The following is an 18,076-nucleotide window of genomic DNA, read 5'->3' as shown; positions in this document are numbered from 1 at the left end:
GCGGTCACCTCCCCGCGTCCTCTGCATCCGCCGAGGCGCCGGCGAACCGGACCGCCAGTTCCCTGACGATCTCTTCCACACTCCGCCCGTCGACGGAGACGGTCCACTCCGCCACCGCCTCATACCACGCCTGACGCGCCGCGATCAACGCACGCACCCGTTGCGCGAGCGGTTCGCCGGTCTGAAGCATGGGCCTCGCCTGCATCTCCGGCTGCAACCGTTCCACCAAGGTGTCCACGCCAGCGAACAGCCACACCGTTCTCCACTGGCCGCGGAGGAGGTCACGGCAGCCCGGGGTGACGACCACGCCTCCGCCGGTTGCCAACACCATATCCTGGGATGTGCCCGTCAACGCCCGGAGGACCCGCTCCTCCCACGCGCGAAACGCCGCTTCACCGCCCGTCGCGAAGATCCGGGGAATCGAGACGCCCGATTCTGCCTCGATTGCGGCATCGAGATCGACGAATGGATAGCCCAGCCGTTCAGCCAACGACCGGCCCACGGTGCTCTTCCCGCTGCCCATCATGCCGACCAGCGCGATGCGCGCCATCCCCATCCCCCCCTCGGCCGCCGAGGATCGTCGAGGCCCCGTCCCTCGTTTACGATCCGTTGGCATCCGTCCATGCGGTGATCCGGTGCTGCCGGTCGTCGTACGTGACCCGCACGGTGTCGGCCGCCAGCCCCGTGTCCGCCGTGACCTGAATCCCCCAGGTGGCGCCCTCCGTCACCACCGCATGGACCTTGCCTAAGGAGTATACCACGTCCGACACGGGGGCGGGGGAATGGCCGCCCGCGATCTCGTGCACCAATTCCAGGGCCCGCCCGCGGGCGAGCCAATACGCCTGCGCGTGCTGCGTGTCGAGCACGGACACGCGCCATGCGGACACGCCCACCTCCGCCAGCGTCATGGCGCCCAGCGAGGCAATGAGGAGGACGGCCAGTGCGAACGGGACGATCGCGCCGGTGTCCCGCGGCCACCCCCTCCACGGGCCTTCACCGTATGCTCCCCGGCAGCATGCAGAACCGCCCGTCATGACCCGATCTCCGCCAGCGTCACAGCATACCACGTCCGCTCCACCCCGCTGCGGAACGACAGCCGAACGTCCACCCCGGAGGATACGGTGAACGAAGCGGACGTGAGGCCCACGGCGATCACGGCCGTCCCCCCACCCGCCGCGGTGCGCACCAACTGCCCCTGACCGTTCACCGTGTACCGGTACACGCGGCCGTCCGCCGTGACCAAGCGCAAGCCCGCGGTGTCCGCCGATGCCTGAACCGCGGCGTGCAGATCGGCTGCCAACACCCGTCTGGCGTTCCACCACACCGCCTCCTCTTCTGCCGCTCCGGTCATCGCCCGGGTCCCGAGACCGAGGGCGATCCACGTCCGGGCCAGCACCGTGGCGAGGGCGGCGGACAACATCAGTGCCACCACCGCCTCGAGCAAGGTGAATCCCCGCGTCCGCCCGTCAGTTGCCCGGGACGCGAGCCCCCGCCGGCACCTCAATCCGTGCCTCCGCGTCCCCACACCGCGCCGACACCTCCATGGTGTTCCCGCCACTCGGCATGTCCACCTCCGTCTCGCACGCCGCACCGGGTTGGGAGACGGCATCGGGAATGGGATCCCCTGCGAGCCAGTGTTCCGCGGCCAGGTTCGCCGCCTGCATCGCTGCCGCCTGGTTCTCTGCCCGCCTCAGGGATTCGACCCCCACGTACCACGCGTCGAAGATCCCGGCGCTCGCCACCGCCAACATCCACACCGCCAGCACCACTTCCCACAACGTCATGGCGGGTCCTCCAGCCACTGCAACCCGGATCCCAAGTACAGATGGATGTCTTGCTCACGGGCACCCGCTTGAAGCCGCACGACCCCGCCCGTCTGGCTGTCGCCGGCCGCGTTGTAGGAGACCCGCCCCGTCTGCATCTGCAAATACCCGTCCTGGTACTGTACACCGGGATCGAACCAGCCGACGCGGACCAGGGCCGGTCCCCAGTAGACGTGATACACCCCGACGTATTTGTTGAGGTCGACCTCGGACGTCTCCGACTGGGCTTGGGCGACCGCCTGCGCCACGCGCATCTGCCACACCAGGTCCTCCGACGTGTGCAGTAGCCGGGCGTCCATCGCGCCGGGAATGAGGCGAGGCCACGCGATGGCGAGTCCCAGGGCGATGACGGCGAGGGTGAGCGTCACCTCGAGCAAGGTGAACCCCGCCTCTCCGCCGGGAAGCGGCGGCTTGGCGTCAGGAGTTCCCGAGCTCCCCGTGCACATCACAGGTCACCACCACCTCGTTTCCCGTGGTGTTCAAAATGTAGTGGCCGCCGCCGGGATCGCGCGGGACGGAATCGAGGAGCTGCGCGTCCACGAGCGCCTGCAGCTGCTCGTCGCTGTTCCCGGCCGGGTACTTGTGGTACATCAGTTGATACTCGTCGAGGGCGGCCCGGATGTTGCGCTGATTCTGTTCGCAGGCCACCGACTCCGCCCGCTGTCCCACGCCCAGCACGTGCGGGGCGACGACGCTCATCATCACCGCGAGCACCAACACCGCCACCACCATCTCCAACAGGGTGAATCCGGCCTCCCCGCCAGCCCCGTTCTCCGTCCGACGGTCGCGCGGACGTCCCCGTAAACCAGTAGTACACTTCCTCATTGACGGTCATCCTCCCGTGTCATCCGCTGTGCGGACCGGTGGGCGCCGGCCGGTCACAGGCGGCCGGACATCCGGTCCATCAGGTCGTACATGGGCACGAACACCGACCACATCACCCCGGCCACCACGGCGGCCATGCCGAGCAGGAGCACCGGGGAGAGAACTCGGAGCGCCAATTCCACCCGGGCCGTCAGACGCCTTTGCGTGAGGTCCGCCGCCTGATGCAGCGCGTGCGCCAAATCGCCGGTTTGTTCCGACAACGTGATCAATTCGGTGAACAAAGGGTCCCATTCTCCGGACAGCGCCTCCGGCAACGGCCGGCCCTCCAGGACCCGGAGCCGCATCGCGCCGGCCGCCGTTCGCAGCCAGCGCGGACCCGCCGATGCGGCCAACAGGTCCAGGGCCTCGGCCAGCGGAACCCCTGCCTGCAACAACAGCCCCATGAGTTGACACGCGGTCTGGGTCCGCCACAATCGGATCCACTCCGCCCCGGGCATCCGGTATACCCGCGCCTGCCAGCGCGCAGGCAGCCGGCCGCGAACCCGCCACACGACCATGGCACCGGCCGCCACCCCTGCCATGTCAGCCGCAACGAGTCCCGGGACCCACAACAGGGCACGGCGTACCCAGGCCACGCCCGGCGGCGGCCCGACCCCGAGTCCGGCAAACAGACCGGTCAAGGTCGGCAACAGGTCGGCCTGCACAAACGCGCACAACAGCGCCACCGCGACGAGCAGGGAGGCCGGATAGGCGGCGGACCGGCCGAGCTCCTCTCGCCACCGCCATTGGCGGCGCGTCTGCTGACTCCAGGCCGTGAGCACCCGTTCCACCTGCCCGCTCGTCTCCCCGGCGGCAAACAGCACCCGCAGCAGCGGCGGCAGCCGGTCCGACCACACGGCCGCCAGGGGCTGCCCCGCCTCGAGGGCGTCCGCCAGCGCGTCCAAGTACGCCCGTTCCACGGGCCTTGGCGCAGACAGGCGCAACACGTGGAACACCCGCCCGAACGGCAGTCCCGCTGCAGACAGCTCCGCCCAGTGATCGAACAGGTCGGGCAAGCGGTGCAACACCTCCCGCCGCTCACAGGCGCGTCGTACCGCCTGCCGGCATCGCGCCACCCACTTCCAGCATCGTGCCGCAACGCGGCAACCTCGCGCCGCGGCCTGCCACCACCCCACCGCTCCCGAGAACCGTGACGCCCCCGGTTGCCACCATCGGCCGCGCGCCCGTTCGCCCCGCACCCATCCTGGAACTCGGCTCGTGTCGCCCGGACGCATGGCCCTCACGCCCGTTCCCGGCGCGCCACGCGCGCCTCCTGCTGAAGCCTGCGGCGGACCTCCGGCCAGGGCGCGTCCGACGCGATCCACGCCGCCGCCTCGGGGTGCATCCGATGCACTTCAAACTTCGCCTGCCACTCCGCACTCCGTTCCCCCTCGGCCGGGTGGACGTCGGCCAGACGGGCCGCCGGCGTGCGTTCTTGGACGATCACGGCGTGCAGCACCTCGCCCACCACCGATCTCGGCACGCCCAGCTCAACCAACCGGATGGCCGCGCCAATCCAGTCCCCGGCGTGGGTGGTCGACAGGACCAGGTGGCCGCTCAGGGCGGCCCGCACCGCCGCCTGCGCCGTGGCTTCGTCTCGGATCTCCCCCACCATGATCACGTCGGGATCGTTGCGCAACACCGCGCGTACGCCGGCACTGAACGTCATTCCTGCCCGCTCTCGCACTTCCACCTGGTGGCAGTTTTCGACCGCCCTCTCGACCGGGTCCTCGATGCTGACGACGCGCTTGCCCGCGTTGGACAGGTGCCACATCATCGTGTACAAGGTCGTGGTCTTGCCCGTTCCCGTCCCGCCCGCGACCAGGATCATCCCGTGGTTCGCCTGCAGCAGGCGGGTGACCTCCTGCACTTGGTCCCCGGGCATGCCGAGGTCCTCAAACGTCCAACAGGTCCTCTTCGCCGGGAACAACCGCAGGACCACCGTCTCGCCGTGAATGGTCGGCAACGTCGCCACCCGCACGTCGCACGCGGTGGTCTTTGCGTCCCAGTGGAACGAACCGTCTTGCGGAATCCGGGTCTCGGCGACGTCCATCCGCGCAAGCGCCTTGACCTTGCGGATGATCCCCGCCGCCTGAGCGGGCAGTTCCGCGTATGGGTGCAACCGCCCGTCCCTGCGCACCTGCACGCGAATGCCCTCCCGGTGCGGAAACAGGTGCACGTCCGAACACCGGTGCTCGACCGCGTCGTCGAGGATCTGTTGCAACAAAACAGCGGTGGACCATTCCTCCACGCCCTTCACCTCCGTGAGAGGGAGTTCGTGGCGAATCGTCCACCGCCTGTTTTCCCGGCGTTCTGCGGGATATGGGATTGTAAATCTTTCACAAGCTCATCTGGATTTCTCCAGAGCGCATGTCCCCGATGCTGTCCCCGGTTGCCGGCGCCAGAACCGGATCCGCCAGGCGCTGCCCGCCGGCACGAACAGCGCGTGCCATTCTCCCCATGCCAGCATCGGGTGATCGCGCGAGGACACCGTTTCGCGGCCGTTCGGATGCGAATGAAAGGAGCCGAGCACACGGGTCCCCTGGACCCTGCTGGAATACGCGAAGCGAACGACCTCCGCCGGATCCGCCGCGAAGGACACCCTGTCCGCCTGCACTGGCGGAGTGAACAACGCCACGGATCCCTCCGGGCCCTGAACGAACAATCCGCCCGTCTCCGCGGGCAGCGCCTCCTCGACCCGCCGCAGCGCTTCGGAAGCCAGGGCCGGTGTCCACCACGGCGGCGGGTCAGTCGACAAACTCAAACTCCATGTCGCCAATCCGAATCACGTCACCTTCCTTGGCGCCGCGCCGCCGCAGTTCGTCGTCGACGCCCTTGCGCCGGAGGATGCGCTGGAACCGGAGCACCGCGTCGTGCTGCGAAAAGTTGGTCATCTTCACCAGCTTCTCCAGCTCACGGCTCACCACGACGAACACCGGGCCGTCGCGGCGGACCTGAAACGGTTCCTCCGGTTCGTACCGGTACACCTTCTGCTCCGTCTGCGGCGGCGTGTCTGTACCCTCGTCCAAGGGGGCCGCGGCAGGGGTCGCGTCGAGCAGATCGGCGATGGCGTAGACCAACTCCTGCACACCCTCTCCCGTCGCCCCCGACACCGGGAACACCCTCAGGTCGGGATACGCCTGGCGAAACCGCTCCAGGTGTTCCGCAGCCTCCGGGAGATCCATCTTGTTGGCCGCCACCAGGAGGGGCCGCTCGACCAGGCGCGCATCGTACTGCCGCAGCTCATCCTGGATGGTTTGGAAGTCCGCCACCGGATCGCGGCCTTCCACCGCCGCCATGTCGATCACGTGGATGATCACCCGCGTCCGCTCCACATGGCGCAGGAACTCGTGCCCGAGCCCGTGCCCCGCGTGGGCCCCTTCAATCAGCCCCGGCAGGTCGGCCAGTACGAAGCTCCGCCCGTCCCCGACGTCCACCACGCCCAGTTCGGGGCTCAGGGTGGTGAAATGGTACGCCGCGATCTTCGGGCGCGCCGCCGACACGGCCGACAACAAGGTCGACTTGCCGACGCTCGGAAATCCGACCAATCCCGCGTCCGCCAGCACCTTCAGCTCGAGCAGGAGATTGCGCTCCTCGCCCGGCTCCCCTTTCTCGGCCATGTCCGGCGCCTTGTTGACCTCGGTGGCGAAGCGGGCATTCCCGCGCCCGCCGCGGCCGCCCCGAGCCACCACCAAGCGCTGCCCGTGGCGCACCAGGTCGCCCAGGAACTCCCCCGTGTCAGCGTCGCGCACCACGGTCCCCGGCGGCACCTTGATGACGAGGTCCTCCGCGCTCTTGCCATGCTGGTTTTTGGTCTTCCCGTTCTCGCCGCGATCCGCCTTGAAGTGCCTCTGGTAACGGAAGTCCAACAACGTCCGCAGCCCTTCGTCGACGACCAGCACCACGTCTCCGCCGCGGCCGCCATCACCGCCGGACGGCCCGCCCAACGGCACGTATTTCTCGCGGCGGTACGCGACGATGCCGTTGCCGCCGTCGCCGCCCTTGACGTACACCTTCGCCTGATCGACGAACATCCCATCGCCTCCTTCGCCTCCGGGCTCCTGCCGCCCGGCCCACGTCTTCAGCCGGTCACGCGCACCACGCGTGCACCGCCTTCAGCCGGTTCCCACCGCACACCCGGGCGGGCCGTCTCCTGCTGTACAGTGTGCCACCAATCCCGCGACCGTTGCCCCTCCGGCCCATCATCCGCTCCCATCACCGGCGCGATCCGCAGCCACACATCGCCGCCTTCCGCTCCGGCCGATACTCGGACCTCGTCGATCCCGCCGGCCGCGGCGCACGATTCGACCGCCCGCAGCAACGCGCACACGGCGCGCACCTGCGCCACGGTCCGGCAGACGCCGGTTGTCCAGCGCTGGATGCGCACGCGGCCGAGGGTGATGGCGCACCAGAGAATGTCCGCCTCTTCGGGAGCGACAGCCCCCTGCAGGCGTGCGAAGTCGGCGAGCCGGTCCGACAGGCGGTCGAGGGCGCGCTCTGCCTGATCCACCCGCTTCAACTGCAGATAACCCTTGACCACCTGGAGGGCGTTCATCACCTCGTGCCGATGCGCCCGGAGCGCACCCAGGCATTCCAGTTCATTCACGATTCACCACGCCCCATCCTCGCAAAAAAGCCCGGCTTGCGCCGGGCTTCACCGATTCATCCTCGTTCACGCTTCGGCCGCGACCGTGGCCTCCGCTGCCTGCTCCACCGGGTACACGCTCACGCGTTTGCGGTTGCGGCCGAACCGCTCAAACTTGACGCGGCCTTCAATCAGGGCGAACAGGGTGTCGTCCTTGCCGAGGCCGACGTTCTTGCCCGGGTGGATCTTCGTGCCGCGCTGCCGCACCAGGATGGAGCCGGCGGTGACCAACTGGCCGTCCGCCCGCTTGACGCCGAGCCGCTTCGATTCGCTGTCGCGGCCGTTGCGCGTGCTGGAGACGCCCTTCTTGTGGGCAAACCGTTGCAGGTCGAACTTCAACATGTGCTCTCACTCCTTATCCGCGGCGGGTTTCGCGCTCCGCTTCTTCCGCGCAGCGAACCGTTCCGCGCAACCCCGCCATCGATTCGTGTGCGGTTGTCAAACCGAACGGGTACGAACAGCCACGTGCCGCGGGTGCGCGTCGGCGGTCTGCTTCACCCCGAACACCATGCTTTCGAGCAGCAGTTGGACACCCTCCGGGTCACGGGTGCCGGCCGGTACCTCGCACACCAGGGTCTCGCCGTCGTCGTCCACCGCGAGCGGACAACCGAGCAGGACCTCACAACTGTTGATGGCATTGAGCACCAACGCGCTCACCGCCGCGCACACAATGTCCCGTCCCGCCGGGCCCGCCCCGGCGTGCCCGCGGACCGTGAAACGGCGAATGCGCCCGGCCTGTTCGTACACATCGAGCTGAATCAACCGTTCCGCCGCCCCGCCTTACGCCTGGATGGCCTCGATTTGCAACTTGGTGTACGGCTGGCGGTGACCCTGCTTCTTGTGATAGTTCTTCTTCGGCTTGTACTTGAACACGACGATTTTCTCGCCGCGGCCGTGCTCAACCACCTTTGCGGAAACGGAAGCACCGGCCACCGTCGGAGTGCCCACGCGCACGCCGTCCTCTCCGCCGATGAGATACACCTTGTCCAACTGAATGGTGCTGCCGACCTCTGCGTCCAACTTCTCGACGACGATGACGTCGCCCTCCGAAACCTTGTACTGCTTGCCGCCTGTCTCGACGATGGCGTACATCGCCACGCCTCCTTCACTCAGACTCGCTGCCGGGGCACCACCCCAGGTGGTTTGTCGGACCACGCCGCCCCTGACACATGCGGTTGCAGTGCCGGCCCAAGCAGATTGCATGGGCACAATACACTTTTCCTATCTTAACACGCCAAGCGGGCGTGTGGCAACCTCAGGGCCGGTCCATCCAATCGCCCACCGTCTCGAGCCACCGCCCGTCAAAGACGGCTTCCAGGAGCTCATCCTCTTCGAGGATGGCCGATACCTCGCCCGCCTCGTTGCGCACGTAGACGAGGTGGTACCGATCCGGAGAAAAACGGCGGACGACGTCACGGACAGGCGTCGTCCGGGGCACGACCAACGACCGAATGACCTCCGGACGGCGCCGGGATGCCCGCCGTTTCGCGTCGAGAAAGCGAATGGTCTCCATCCGCAGATCGCGCCGGCCCGCCCAGGCGGTGACCAGGAGAAAGACCCCGAGCACCAGCATGCCCAAGTGCGGATATCCCGCCCACAGCGCCGCCGTACCGAGGAACAACAGAGTGATGGCCAACCACAGCGCCACGTCATACGCCTCCCGTGTCGCCGCCTCGTACCCCAACTGGCGCGATCGCGCCGCCCGCAGGATGCGCCCGCCGTCGAGGGGCAGCCCGGGCAGCAGGTTGAATGCGACGATCCACAGGTTCAACTCCGCCACGCGGAGGAAAAACGCGTCCGGCCACAGGCCCAAGGCGTGCACGACCGCCGACGCCCCCGTCAGCCCGAGATTGACCAACGGCCCGGCGATGGCGATGAGCGCCTCGTGGCGCGGGACGAAACCGATGCTTCCGTACCCCAGGGTCGCCACGCCGCCGAACGGGAGGAGCGTCACCCGCTCCACCTCGTACCCGAGCGCCTGCGCCGCGGCGGCGTGGCCCAATTCGTGGAGCGCCACGAGCAGAAACAGGACCACCAGGTCGCGCCACAACCCCGCGTACACCGCGAAGGCGGCGAGGGCGAGAAAGAGCGGATGCACCCGCACCTTGGCCGCCAGGCCCGCCATCCCGAGCACGCCGCCCGCCGGCGAGACGAAGCGACGGTGCAGATTCATGCACCGGCCTCCGGAAAGTGGATGTCATCGTGCGGATTGATGTAGGCCCCGTCGCGCTGCATGGCGAACCTGAGAACGGGCGCGTCGCTGTGCGGCAACCGGCCAATCACCTGGCCCGAGCTGACCGCCTGTCCAGCCTGGACGCTGACGGTCCCCAACCCGTGGTACAAGGATGTACCGACGGCGCCGTGCTCAATGACCACCGACCAGCCGTCTGCATCCTGTTGGACCTGGGAAACCGTCCCGGATCCCGCGGCGAGCACCGGAGCGTCCGCCGTGCCCGCAATCCACACCTCCGGGTGTCCTGGGGCATAGTCGGCCTGGATCACACCCGCCAAGGGGGCATGCAGGCGTACGACGCCAGAGGTCGAACCGGTCCAGAACGCAGGGATGGAGACGCCGTGGTCGTCGAGGAACTGCTTGACCGCCGGCATCGAGAGCGTGGAGTAGTCTTCGGTGAACATGCTGTGATAGACGCGCTGGATCTCGTCGGCGATGCTCCCTTGGCTGTCGTGCGCGTACAGGCCGGCCGCGACGAGCCCCATGGCGCACACCGTCTGCAACAGCCAGGTCCCACCACCGGCGGGATCCCGCTTAACCGCCCGGTTGACGGAGGGGATTCGGCCGGTCCTTGCCACGAACCGGCGGGATCGCGCGGTTCCGAAAGAGCGGCGCAGGTTGGCCCCTTCCACCTGCTGCAGACTTCCGTCTTCGTCCGAAAATCCGTAGGGGGACGCATCGGCGCCGAGCCATCGCGCCGACCCGGGGCGGCGGGACTTGCGATCCGGATCGCCGGCTGCATCGCCCGCCGGTGCGCCGGACCGCGGGGCGAACCACGGGTTGTCATCGTGCAAGTCCGGTGCGACGGGTTCCGTCCGCTGGTCCTTTGCCGCTTTGGCCGCCGAGCGGGGATTCCAATCCTTCCAAGGCCAGATCGACTTGTCGTCGGACATACTCGCCCCTCCTCGCCATCCTGTCCCTACATAGGTATGGACATGACGGGACGAGTATGACCGCGGGCTCAGCGGCGCCCGCCGATGAGCCGCTTCACCCGGCTCCACAGGCCCGGCTCCTCGTCGAGCACCATGAGCGGCACGGAGTCGCCGAGGATCCGGCGGGCGATGTGACGGTACGCCATCGCCGCCCGACTGTCCGGGTTCATCACAATCGGTTCTCCCTTGATGTTGTTCTTGATCACGGTCTCTTCGTCCGGAATGACCCCGAGCAAATCGATGGCGAGCACCTGCACGACCTCATCGATATCCAGCATGTCTCCCTGTTTGACCATCTTCGGCCGGATGCGGTTGATGATGAGCTTCGGCGACTTGAGATGGCTCGCCTCCAGCAGGCCGATGACCCGATCCGCGTCCCGGACCGAAGCGGTTTCGGGCGTGGTCACGACGATGGCTTCGTCGGCCCCGGCTACGGCCACCCTGAACCCGTGCTCGATGCCGGCCGGGCAATCGATGAAGACGAAATCGAACTGTTGCTTCAGCTGCACCACCATGTCCCGGACGCGATCCGGATCGAGCGCCGACTTGTCCTTCGTCTGCGAAGCGGGCAAGACGGCCAGGTGGTCGAAGCGCTTGTCCCGGATGAGCGCCTGTTCGAGGCGGCATTCCCCGGAGGCCACATCCACGATGTCGTAGATGATCCGGTTTTCCAGCCCCATCACCACATCGAGGTTGCGCAGCCCGATGTCCGTGTCCACCAAGCACACGCGTTTGCCCAACAGAGCCAGAGCCGTGCCGATGTTCGCGGTGGAAGTCGTCTTGCCGACTCCGCCCTTCCCCGAGGTGATCACAACGGCAGTCCCCATCGTTAACCCCCTTCCCCTGCGCTGGCACCCGCGCTGCCCGGGCCGTCCGCCGTCCCCGGACCCGCCTGGCGCAGGACGGCGGCATACTGCATCTTGTCGACGGCCATGCCGTCCGCGGTCAGGTACGCGAACTCCATGAACGTGGACATCCTCTCGCCGGCCGACTCGGGTGCCCATCCCACGACGCTCGCGATGCGCACCTGGGTGGGTGCGAATTCCGCGGCCGCGATGATGGCCCGTTCGTCGCCGTGAATGCCCGCGTGTGCGATGCCGCGCAGGCGCCCGAACACGTAAATATCCCCCGCGGCCGAAACCTGGCCGCCAGGGTTCACATCGCCGACGACCACCACGTCGCCGTCAAAATACAGGTCCTGGCCGGCCCGCACCGTGCCCTTGTGAATAAACTGGTTCTGCGCGCGCGCCGACGGCCGCTGCCCGTACAGGGCCTTTCGCGCCGCGGTGTGTCCGCCCCATTCCCGCACGACAAAGTTCTCCCGGGCGAGAAACACGCCGAGCAACGCCCGCGCCTGTTCCGGCGTCAGGGCGCGATCCCCGTAATCGACGGACACGGCCACCTGCGGGCCGTTGAACAGCCCCGCGGACTCCCCGGTCAACAGGTCGGTCAGGCAGCGGTATAAGTCCTCATATGCACAGTGTTCATCAAGCAGGAACACCAGTCCCTCGCGGGTGCCCTTGACGGCCACCGGATGCTTGGGTTCCGGCTTGCTCTGGACGATCATTTTGACGGCCAACGAGAACTCTCCTCCTGCGCACGGCAGCGACACAGCTGAAAATATTCGCGAAACCGGCAGGGATCTCCTGCAGCGACGCGCCGTTTCCCATCACCGGCTCAGGGCGCTTCGTCCTCCGAGGCGGCGAATCCCCGGCGCGGCCGGTCGGACATGCACCGCACCAGGATGGGATACAGCAGCAACAGCGTCACGCCGTCGATGATCATCTGCTGCAGGGTGAGCGCCAAGGCCACCCGCCAGGTGTACGCCGTGACACCGAACAGCCGCGTCATGCCGAACGTCAGCCACTCGAACAAGAACGTGGCGCACACCGTCACCACGAACGTCAGCGCCACGTTCCGCTGAAGAAACTGCGAGAAGAACACCGCCGAGAAGTATCCGACCACACCGTACGCGAACGCGTACAGGCCGAGAAAGGACCCGTAGTTGGCGTCCTGAATGACCCCGATGAGCACCCCCATCACCAGGGCCGGCCGCGGACCGCGGGTGAGGGCGGCCACCGTCAGGACGACCAACACGAAGTTCGGCTGAATTTCGTTGAGCGGCGGGATCTGAAACCAGGTGGATTGCAGAATCAGCGCCAGCCAAAGGAGGGCGAACGCGATGGCGTTTCTCATGACTTGCCCCCCGTGCGGGCGATGACAAACACCTCTTGGAGATAATCGAGGTCGGCGGCAGGTTTCACCAGAGCGGACTGGGTCAGGCCCTGCACGCCCGTGTGGATCTGCTCCACCGTGCCAATCACGATGCCCGCCGGAAAGATGTCACTCAATCCAGAAGTCACCACCGTGTCCCCTTGACGGACCTTGGCCACCGGCGAAAGAAACGTCATGTCGAGGCGTCCGGTGCCGGAGGCCGACCCGACCACGATGCCGAAGGGCTGTTCCGAACCCTGGGACTGAACGCGCGCCGACACCCCGTCGCCGACCCGGGTATCGGTGATCAGCACCACCTTCGCGCTGTTGTCCGCCACCTGCGCCACGCGGCCCACCAGACTGCCGTCCGCCGATACCACCGCCATGTCGCTCGTGACGCCGGCGGATCGCCCGACATTGATGGTCAGGCCGCTGTTCCACTGACCGGGATCCCGCCCGATGACCTCGGCCGGGATCAGGCGAAAGCGCGCACCGGCCCCCTGCTTGTACCCGAGCATCTGTTTCAGGCGCGCGTTCTCCGCCTCGAGGTCGTTCAGTTTTGCGCTCAGTGCACTGTAGTTCTGCAGTTGCGCCTTGAGCGCGGCGTTCTCGGCGTACATGTCGCGCAAGTCGTGGATACCCTGCAGAAAGGCGGTGAGCTTGGCGGCCGGCCGGTAGATGACTCCGGCGATGGCGTTCTCCACGTCCATCAGGGCGCGTTCCGGCCAGGTGGCGACGCGGCCGCGCAACGTCAACCCAGCAAACACCGTCACCAGGATCAGCGCGGCCAACAGGATAAACAATCGACGGTTGGTCAATAACCGGGACACCCGCATCCCTCTTCCTTTTCAGGTCCTCGCCTTCAGCGCGCCCACGGGCCCGCCGCGCTCCCCACGCCGCGGCCAGCCCGGCCGTCAAGCCCGGGAGTGAGCCTTCCGTGCCAACGAGCTGCGGCGTTTGTAGAGGTCGTAGTTGTCCAAAGCCTTGCCGGTTCCGACAGCGACACAGTCGAGCGGATTCTCCGCGACGATGACGGGCATGCCCGTCTCCTCGCTGAGCAGGGTGCTCAGGTTGCGCAGCAGCGCACCGCCGCCTGTCAACACGATGCCCCGGTCCATGATGTCCGCAGCCAACTCGGGCGGAGACTTCTCAAGGGTCACCTTGACCGCGTCGATGATGGCGCGCACGGTGTCCGCCAGCGCTTCGCTGATCTCCGTCGACGTGATTGTCAACGTCTTCGGCAGTCCGGTGACCAGATCCCGTCCGCGGATATCCATCTCGTCCTGCGTGTCGCCAGCCATGGCCGTGCCGATGGTGATCTTGAGTTCCTCGGCCGTCCGCTCGCCGATCATCAGGTTGTAGGTCTTCTTGATGTACTGGATGATGGCCTCGTCCATCTCGTCTCCTGCCACCCGGATGGACCGGCTGGTGACGATGCCACCCAGCGAGATGATGGCCACCTCGGTCGTCCCGCCGCCGATGTCGACCACCATGCTCCCCGTGGGCTCACCGACCGGCAGGCCCGCCCCGATGGCAGCCGCCATCGGCTCCTCGATGGTCTGGGCGTGTTTCGCACCGGCCTCGATGGCCGCGTCCTCGACCGCCCGCTTTTCGACGGCCGTGATCCCCGAGGGCACCGAAATCATCACGCGGGGCTTGCCAGACCAGGCGGACTTGTTGCGCATCGCTTGGCGAATGAAGTAGCGGAGCATCGTCGCCGTCGTCTGGAAATCGGCAATCACGCCGTCTTTCATCGGGCGCACGGCGACGATGTTCCCGGGCGTGCGGCCGATCATCTGCTTGGCCTGGTCCCCCACGGCCTCTATCGCGCCGGTGTCCGTGCGGATGGCCACCACCGACGGTTCACGGACGACAATCCCCTTTCCCTTCACATAGACCAACGTGTTGGCGGTGCCCAGATCCACGCCCATATCCCGACCGGAAAACATAAAAAACGACTCCTCTCAACGGTGGTTACCCTTACCCGGCGTGCGGAGCAGATTCGCAGTATCCCAGCGCCCGCAGGCTCACGTACCGGCCATCCCCCACGACGATGTGATCCAGCATGTCGATGCCGAGCAGCGCCCCCGCTTGGCACAACCGTTTCGTCACGGCGATGTCTTCAGGGCTCGGCGTCGGGTCCCCGCTCGGATGGTTGTGCAGACAAAGGACAGCCGAGGCGCTGCGCTTGACCGCCGGCTTGAAGATTTCCCGCGGGTGGACGATGGATGCGTCCAGACTGCCGATGGATACCACTTCTTCTCCTATCACGCAGTGTTTTGTATCCAGGTGCAGAACCATGAAATGTTCCTTTTTAAGGTGCCTCAACCGATCCATTACATACTCGGCGGCGTCTTCCGCGCTGCGGATCTGCAGCCGTGAACGTGCGGGTCCCCGCACGATCCGCCGGCCGAGTTCGACCGCCGCCGCGATCTGCAACGCCTTGGCACGACCAATGCCCGGGATGGCCATCAACTCCTCGACTTCAGCGTCGAGCAGCCCGTACACCCCGTCGACCCGATCCAGAACGCGCCGCGCCAATTCCATGACCGGCGCGTGCCGCGTCCCGGATTGAAAGATCACGGCCAACAGTTCATCGTTTCGCAACGCCTGCGCCCCGCGCGCCAACAATCGCTCGCGGGGAGCGTCCTCGCCTCTCCAAGTATACGACAGACCCGGCCCCTGACTCATCCACATCTCCGCCCTTCCCAAAATATCCGGCGTGTTCTCTATCCACCATAGCGGGATGCGGATGAGCTGGCAAATCCTATCGTATCCCGAATGCGACAATTGCTCAACGAGAACGGCGTGCCAATAAATACCCGGCGATGACGCCGACCAACGTCAAGCCGTTGACGCGCAGCGTGAGGTCGAGATTGTAGCGCAGCACGCCGAGATCCGCCCCCGGGTGCCATTCCGCCTGCGTGGTGCGCGCCAGCAACGGCACCTGGTGCGCCAGCAGCTGCCCCGCCAACGTCCCCAACACCGCGCCCGCCGCGACAAATCCGGCCACGCGCCAAAAAGGCTTGCGCACGCCAAGCCCCTCCTTCTGCCGCATTCGGATGGTCCCGTATTCTGTTCGACACGTGCGGCAGGAGTCCTCCCAAACTTTATCGAGAAATGGTGAACGATGTCGATCCCGCCGACATCCGGGCCAGATCGTCCAACGCCTGCAGAGCGGCCGTCCGGGACTTGTCCATCTGTTGCCGCGACAGCGCGTCGGCCGCCGCCTGCAGATGGCCGGAGAACGCCGCCAATCGCTCCCCGTACCCGGTCTCTCCCCAATCGGATGCGGACGGAAGATGTCCTGCAGCCGTGTGGCAGGCGGTGATGGCGTCCTGGCGCAGACCGCCATCCGACAGCGCGCCGACGAGGGCGTTGAGACCGCTCGCCGCCTCGGACAACCAACCGTTCACCCGTGCGACGGACGCCTCACTGGCCCCCGCAGGCGCCGCGATGGGATGCGCCTTCCAGCCGACGAACACGACGGATCCGCGCACACCCTTGCCTTCCAGGGCCTTCAGCTCGTCCTGCAGGCTCCCCTGGCGCAGCGATGCGTCCGCCCACAACTGGTAGGTTCCAGCACTGTGTACCACCGTCTGCACCCCCTGCTTGGCGAGGGCCTGTCGGTGCTCTTCTGCCGCCGCCTCCGTGCTGTAGGAGCCGATTTGCAACACATACAGCCGCACCGCGGGCAGTTGAACGGCGGGCCCGGTCACCGTCTCGACGGCACGGTTCGCCGACGGGGCGGACGCCACCCCCCGCAGGTCGGGTTTGAGTTGGTGAAACAGCATCATACTCAAGCAACCGAGCCCCATGCCAAAGACCAAGCCGGCCTGAAACGCGTCACGCAATCCGCGCCGGCCTTGCGCACGCCTCGCGGTCTGGCCGCGAGCGCTTCTCCGCGCCGCCGTCCGCATCGGGTCTCGTTCACGCGCGCGATCGCGACTAAAGACACCCACATCCGCCTTCGGCGAGCCGGCCTCGCCGGCGTCCGTCCACAGCCAGTCCACCGCTTCGGCCAACCAGCCAATCCACCACCGGACGCGGCTGCGCCCCTCACCCACCGGCACGCGTCCAGGCGCGCGTTTCGGCGCCGGGGCGCCGCCCGCATCGCCCTGCTGCCACGACCCTTCGCGCCGGATCACCCACTGTTGTCCTCCCGCGCGGATGATGAGCGGTGGTTCCTCCACACGTCGGGCTTGTCCCCGCTCGTTCGGCGAACCCACGGCGCATCCCCCTCCCCGTCGTCCTCTTGTTTCCCAGTCTATGAACGACGGAGCGGGATATGAGAGATATTTCATAGAGAGCGCAGAAAAAGAGGGCTCCCGCAGAAGCCCCCTGGCATCGGCATGTACCCCTCACTCGATCTCGTACACCGTGATGGTCCGAACCCCCCACCGCGCCGCTGCGGCCTCGTTCGCGACACAGATGTCGATCCGGTTACCGCGCACGGAACCGCCGGTATCCGCAGCAGTTACCACACCGACGCCCGGAATGTACAGCCGGGTGCCGAGCGGGATCACGTGCGGATCGACCGCCACCACACCGGGTTGCGCCGCCCTTCCCGTGTACGTCTGCCCGCCCGCGGCATAGGCGGTCGCCACCACGGTCAGGCTCCGGCGGATCACCAGCGAACTGACGCCGCGCGCGCTCAGTGTGTAAGCCCGCGGCTTGGTCCCGACGAGGATCACCTCGTTCACCGGCTGCCGCACGACTCGCCGCTGTACCGTCTGTCCCGCCTTGTGCCCGTCGACGTACGTGTCGATGGTCTTCTCTTCCACCCATCCTTCCACACCACGCGTCAGCACCCGCTGCTCACCCTGGTACAAACTTTCGCTTCGCTGGCGTATGGTCTGGAACGATATCGTCTTCTGCTTCACCGACACCCGCTGCTCAACGCGCTGAACGTGAATGGTCATCTTGTCCTGGATGGGCGTCTCCGGCTTCCAATTGACTGTGTCCGCCGGTCCCAGTTCGACGTGTTGCTCCTGGAGGAACTCGCCGACCGTCGGCGCGAACGTGTCCACGGTCACCTGCTGCGGTCCGTCGAGGAACGTCACCGTCTTGGGATGGACGATCTCAACGACCATGCCATCAGCCACCGGCGCATCCCGGCCTGGCGACACCCGGTCCCCCGCCGCCACGTCGATGCCCCGCGCCTGCAAGAATTCACCGACCGAACCCGTGGCTAATCCGTGCAGGACTCTCCGCTGTCCGTGGTCGACGACCGTCACGGACTTGTATGCGCGGGCGCCCGCCATGCCCGTGGTCCCCAACAACGCCATTGTAGCTGCCGACAGATACCACACCTTGGACTTTCGAATCCGCACCCCATCACCTCTTTTCACGCATTCAAGGCACA

General features: G+C 66.9%; 25 protein-coding genes. All 25 read right to left on the bottom strand.

The annotated features are described in order from the left end of the window. Nucleotides 1-4 precede the first annotated feature (4 nt). Entirely contained in the window at nt 5-550 is a 546-nt protein-coding gene (locus tag BM357_RS11210; RefSeq protein WP_175511514.1) for a shikimate kinase, read from the bottom strand. A gap of 49 nt (nt 551-599) precedes the next feature. Further along, nucleotides 600-1,034 carry a hypothetical protein gene (locus tag BM357_RS11205; RefSeq protein ID WP_074953105.1) on the bottom strand — a complete coding sequence of 145 codons (435 nt, stop codon included), beginning with the start codon at nt 1,032-1,034 and terminating at the stop codon, nt 600-602. Beyond that, complete coding sequence (locus BM357_RS11200; RefSeq protein ID WP_074953102.1) at nt 1,031-1,444, bottom strand: hypothetical protein; 414 nt, start codon at nt 1,442-1,444, stop codon at nt 1,031-1,033. Before BM357_RS11200 ends, BM357_RS11205 begins: the two co-directional genes overlap by 4 nt. A 22-nt stretch (nt 1,445-1,466) precedes the next feature. Further along, nucleotides 1,467-1,784, bottom strand: coding sequence for a hypothetical protein (locus BM357_RS11195; protein WP_074953099.1), 318 nt, complete (start codon nt 1,782-1,784; stop codon nt 1,467-1,469). Continuing rightward, entirely contained in the window at nt 1,781-2,269 is a 489-nt protein-coding gene (locus tag BM357_RS11190) for a pilus assembly FimT family protein (protein WP_281245588.1), read from the bottom strand. The genes BM357_RS11195 and BM357_RS11190 overlap by 4 nt, the downstream gene beginning before the upstream one ends. Next, entirely contained in the window at nt 2,241-2,648 is a 408-nt protein-coding gene (locus BM357_RS11185; RefSeq protein WP_083430429.1) for a prepilin-type N-terminal cleavage/methylation domain-containing protein, read from the bottom strand. The genes BM357_RS11190 and BM357_RS11185 overlap by 29 nt, the downstream gene beginning before the upstream one ends. Nucleotides 2,649-2,701: 53 nt before the next feature. Further along, nucleotides 2,702-3,763 carry a type II secretion system F family protein gene (locus tag BM357_RS11180; protein ID WP_175511513.1) on the bottom strand — a complete coding sequence of 354 codons (1,062 nt, stop codon included), beginning with the start codon at nt 3,761-3,763 and terminating at the stop codon, nt 2,702-2,704. Nucleotides 3,764-3,927: 164 nt separating this feature from the next. After that, nucleotides 3,928-4,938 carry a GspE/PulE family protein gene (locus BM357_RS11175; protein WP_074953090.1) on the bottom strand — a complete coding sequence of 337 codons (1,011 nt, stop codon included), beginning with the start codon at nt 4,936-4,938 and terminating at the stop codon, nt 3,928-3,930. A 96-nt stretch (nt 4,939-5,034) separates the two neighbouring features. Then, nucleotides 5,035-5,445 carry a Mov34/MPN/PAD-1 family protein gene (locus BM357_RS11170; RefSeq protein ID WP_074953087.1) on the bottom strand — a complete coding sequence of 137 codons (411 nt, stop codon included), beginning with the start codon at nt 5,443-5,445 and terminating at the stop codon, nt 5,035-5,037. Next, nucleotides 5,435-6,721 (bottom strand): GTPase ObgE, encoded by a 1,287-nt coding sequence (gene obgE, locus BM357_RS11165; protein WP_074953084.1) that lies wholly within the window; start codon nt 6,719-6,721, stop codon nt 5,435-5,437. The genes BM357_RS11170 and obgE overlap by 11 nt, the downstream gene beginning before the upstream one ends. Before the next feature lie 47 nt (nt 6,722-6,768). Continuing rightward, the gene (locus BM357_RS11160; RefSeq protein ID WP_074953082.1) at nt 6,769-7,293 is read right to left on the bottom strand and encodes a Spo0B domain-containing protein; all 525 of its coding nucleotides are present in this window, start codon (nt 7,291-7,293) and stop codon (nt 6,769-6,771) included. 66 nt (nt 7,294-7,359) lie between these two features. Then, nucleotides 7,360-7,674 carry a 50S ribosomal protein L27 gene (gene rpmA / locus BM357_RS11155; RefSeq protein WP_074953079.1) on the bottom strand — a complete coding sequence of 105 codons (315 nt, stop codon included), beginning with the start codon at nt 7,672-7,674 and terminating at the stop codon, nt 7,360-7,362. Nucleotides 7,675-7,770: 96 nt separating this feature from the next. Next, on the bottom strand, nt 7,771-8,094 hold the full coding sequence (locus BM357_RS11150; RefSeq protein ID WP_074953076.1) for a ribosomal-processing cysteine protease Prp: 324 nt from the start codon (nt 8,092-8,094) through the stop codon (nt 7,771-7,773). A gap of 18 nt (nt 8,095-8,112) precedes the next feature. Then, complete coding sequence (gene rplU / locus BM357_RS11145) at nt 8,113-8,424, bottom strand: 50S ribosomal protein L21 (protein WP_074953073.1); 312 nt, start codon at nt 8,422-8,424, stop codon at nt 8,113-8,115. Between the two features lie 163 nt (nt 8,425-8,587). After that, entirely contained in the window at nt 8,588-9,505 is a 918-nt protein-coding gene (locus tag BM357_RS11140) for a M50 family metallopeptidase (protein ID WP_245783956.1), read from the bottom strand. Beyond that, a complete protein-coding gene (locus BM357_RS11135) occupies nt 9,502-10,458 on the bottom strand; it encodes a murein hydrolase activator EnvC family protein (protein WP_074953069.1) in 957 nt (318 codons plus the stop codon). The genes BM357_RS11140 and BM357_RS11135 overlap by 4 nt, the downstream gene beginning before the upstream one ends. A gap of 68 nt (nt 10,459-10,526) precedes the next feature. Continuing rightward, complete coding sequence (gene minD, locus BM357_RS11130) at nt 10,527-11,324, bottom strand: septum site-determining protein MinD (RefSeq protein WP_074953066.1); 798 nt, start codon at nt 11,322-11,324, stop codon at nt 10,527-10,529. Between the two features lie 2 nt (nt 11,325-11,326). Further along, nucleotides 11,327-12,076, bottom strand: coding sequence for a septum site-determining protein MinC (locus tag BM357_RS11125; protein WP_245783955.1), 750 nt, complete (start codon nt 12,074-12,076; stop codon nt 11,327-11,329). 98 nt (nt 12,077-12,174) lie between these two features. Continuing rightward, nucleotides 12,175-12,693, bottom strand: coding sequence for a rod shape-determining protein MreD (gene mreD / locus BM357_RS11120; protein ID WP_074953063.1), 519 nt, complete (start codon nt 12,691-12,693; stop codon nt 12,175-12,177). Beyond that, on the bottom strand, nt 12,690-13,541 hold the full coding sequence (mreC, locus tag BM357_RS11115) for a rod shape-determining protein MreC (protein ID WP_074953240.1): 852 nt from the start codon (nt 13,539-13,541) through the stop codon (nt 12,690-12,692). The genes mreD and mreC overlap by 4 nt, the downstream gene beginning before the upstream one ends. 84 nt (nt 13,542-13,625) lie before the next feature. Further along, nucleotides 13,626-14,660, bottom strand: a complete 1,035-nt coding sequence (locus tag BM357_RS11110; protein WP_074953060.1) for a rod shape-determining protein — start codon at nt 14,658-14,660, stop codon at nt 13,626-13,628. Nucleotides 14,661-14,691: 31 nt separating this feature from the next. Next, nucleotides 14,692-15,402, bottom strand: coding sequence for a RadC family protein (gene radC, locus BM357_RS11105; RefSeq protein ID WP_074953237.1), 711 nt, complete (start codon nt 15,400-15,402; stop codon nt 14,692-14,694). Between the two features lie 103 nt (nt 15,403-15,505). After that, nucleotides 15,506-15,745 (bottom strand): DUF4321 domain-containing protein, encoded by a 240-nt coding sequence (locus tag BM357_RS11100; RefSeq protein WP_074953057.1) that lies wholly within the window; start codon nt 15,743-15,745, stop codon nt 15,506-15,508. Nucleotides 15,746-15,821: 76 nt separating this feature from the next. Beyond that, complete coding sequence (locus BM357_RS11095) at nt 15,822-16,940, bottom strand: SPOR domain-containing protein (protein ID WP_074953054.1); 1,119 nt, start codon at nt 16,938-16,940, stop codon at nt 15,822-15,824. A gap of 132 nt (nt 16,941-17,072) precedes the next feature. Further along, the gene (locus tag BM357_RS11090) at nt 17,073-18,044 is read right to left on the bottom strand and encodes a resuscitation-promoting factor (protein WP_074953051.1); all 972 of its coding nucleotides are present in this window, start codon (nt 18,042-18,044) and stop codon (nt 17,073-17,075) included. Nucleotides 18,045-18,076: the final 32 nt, after the last annotated feature.

It is taken from the genome of Paenalicyclobacillus macrosporangiidus, assembly GCF_900116805.1.
GTDB classification, from domain to species: Bacteria; Bacillota; Bacilli; order Alicyclobacillales; family Alicyclobacillaceae; genus Alicyclobacillus_H; species Alicyclobacillus_H macrosporangiidus.
This window is presented reverse-complemented; position numbering and strand designations above follow the sequence as displayed.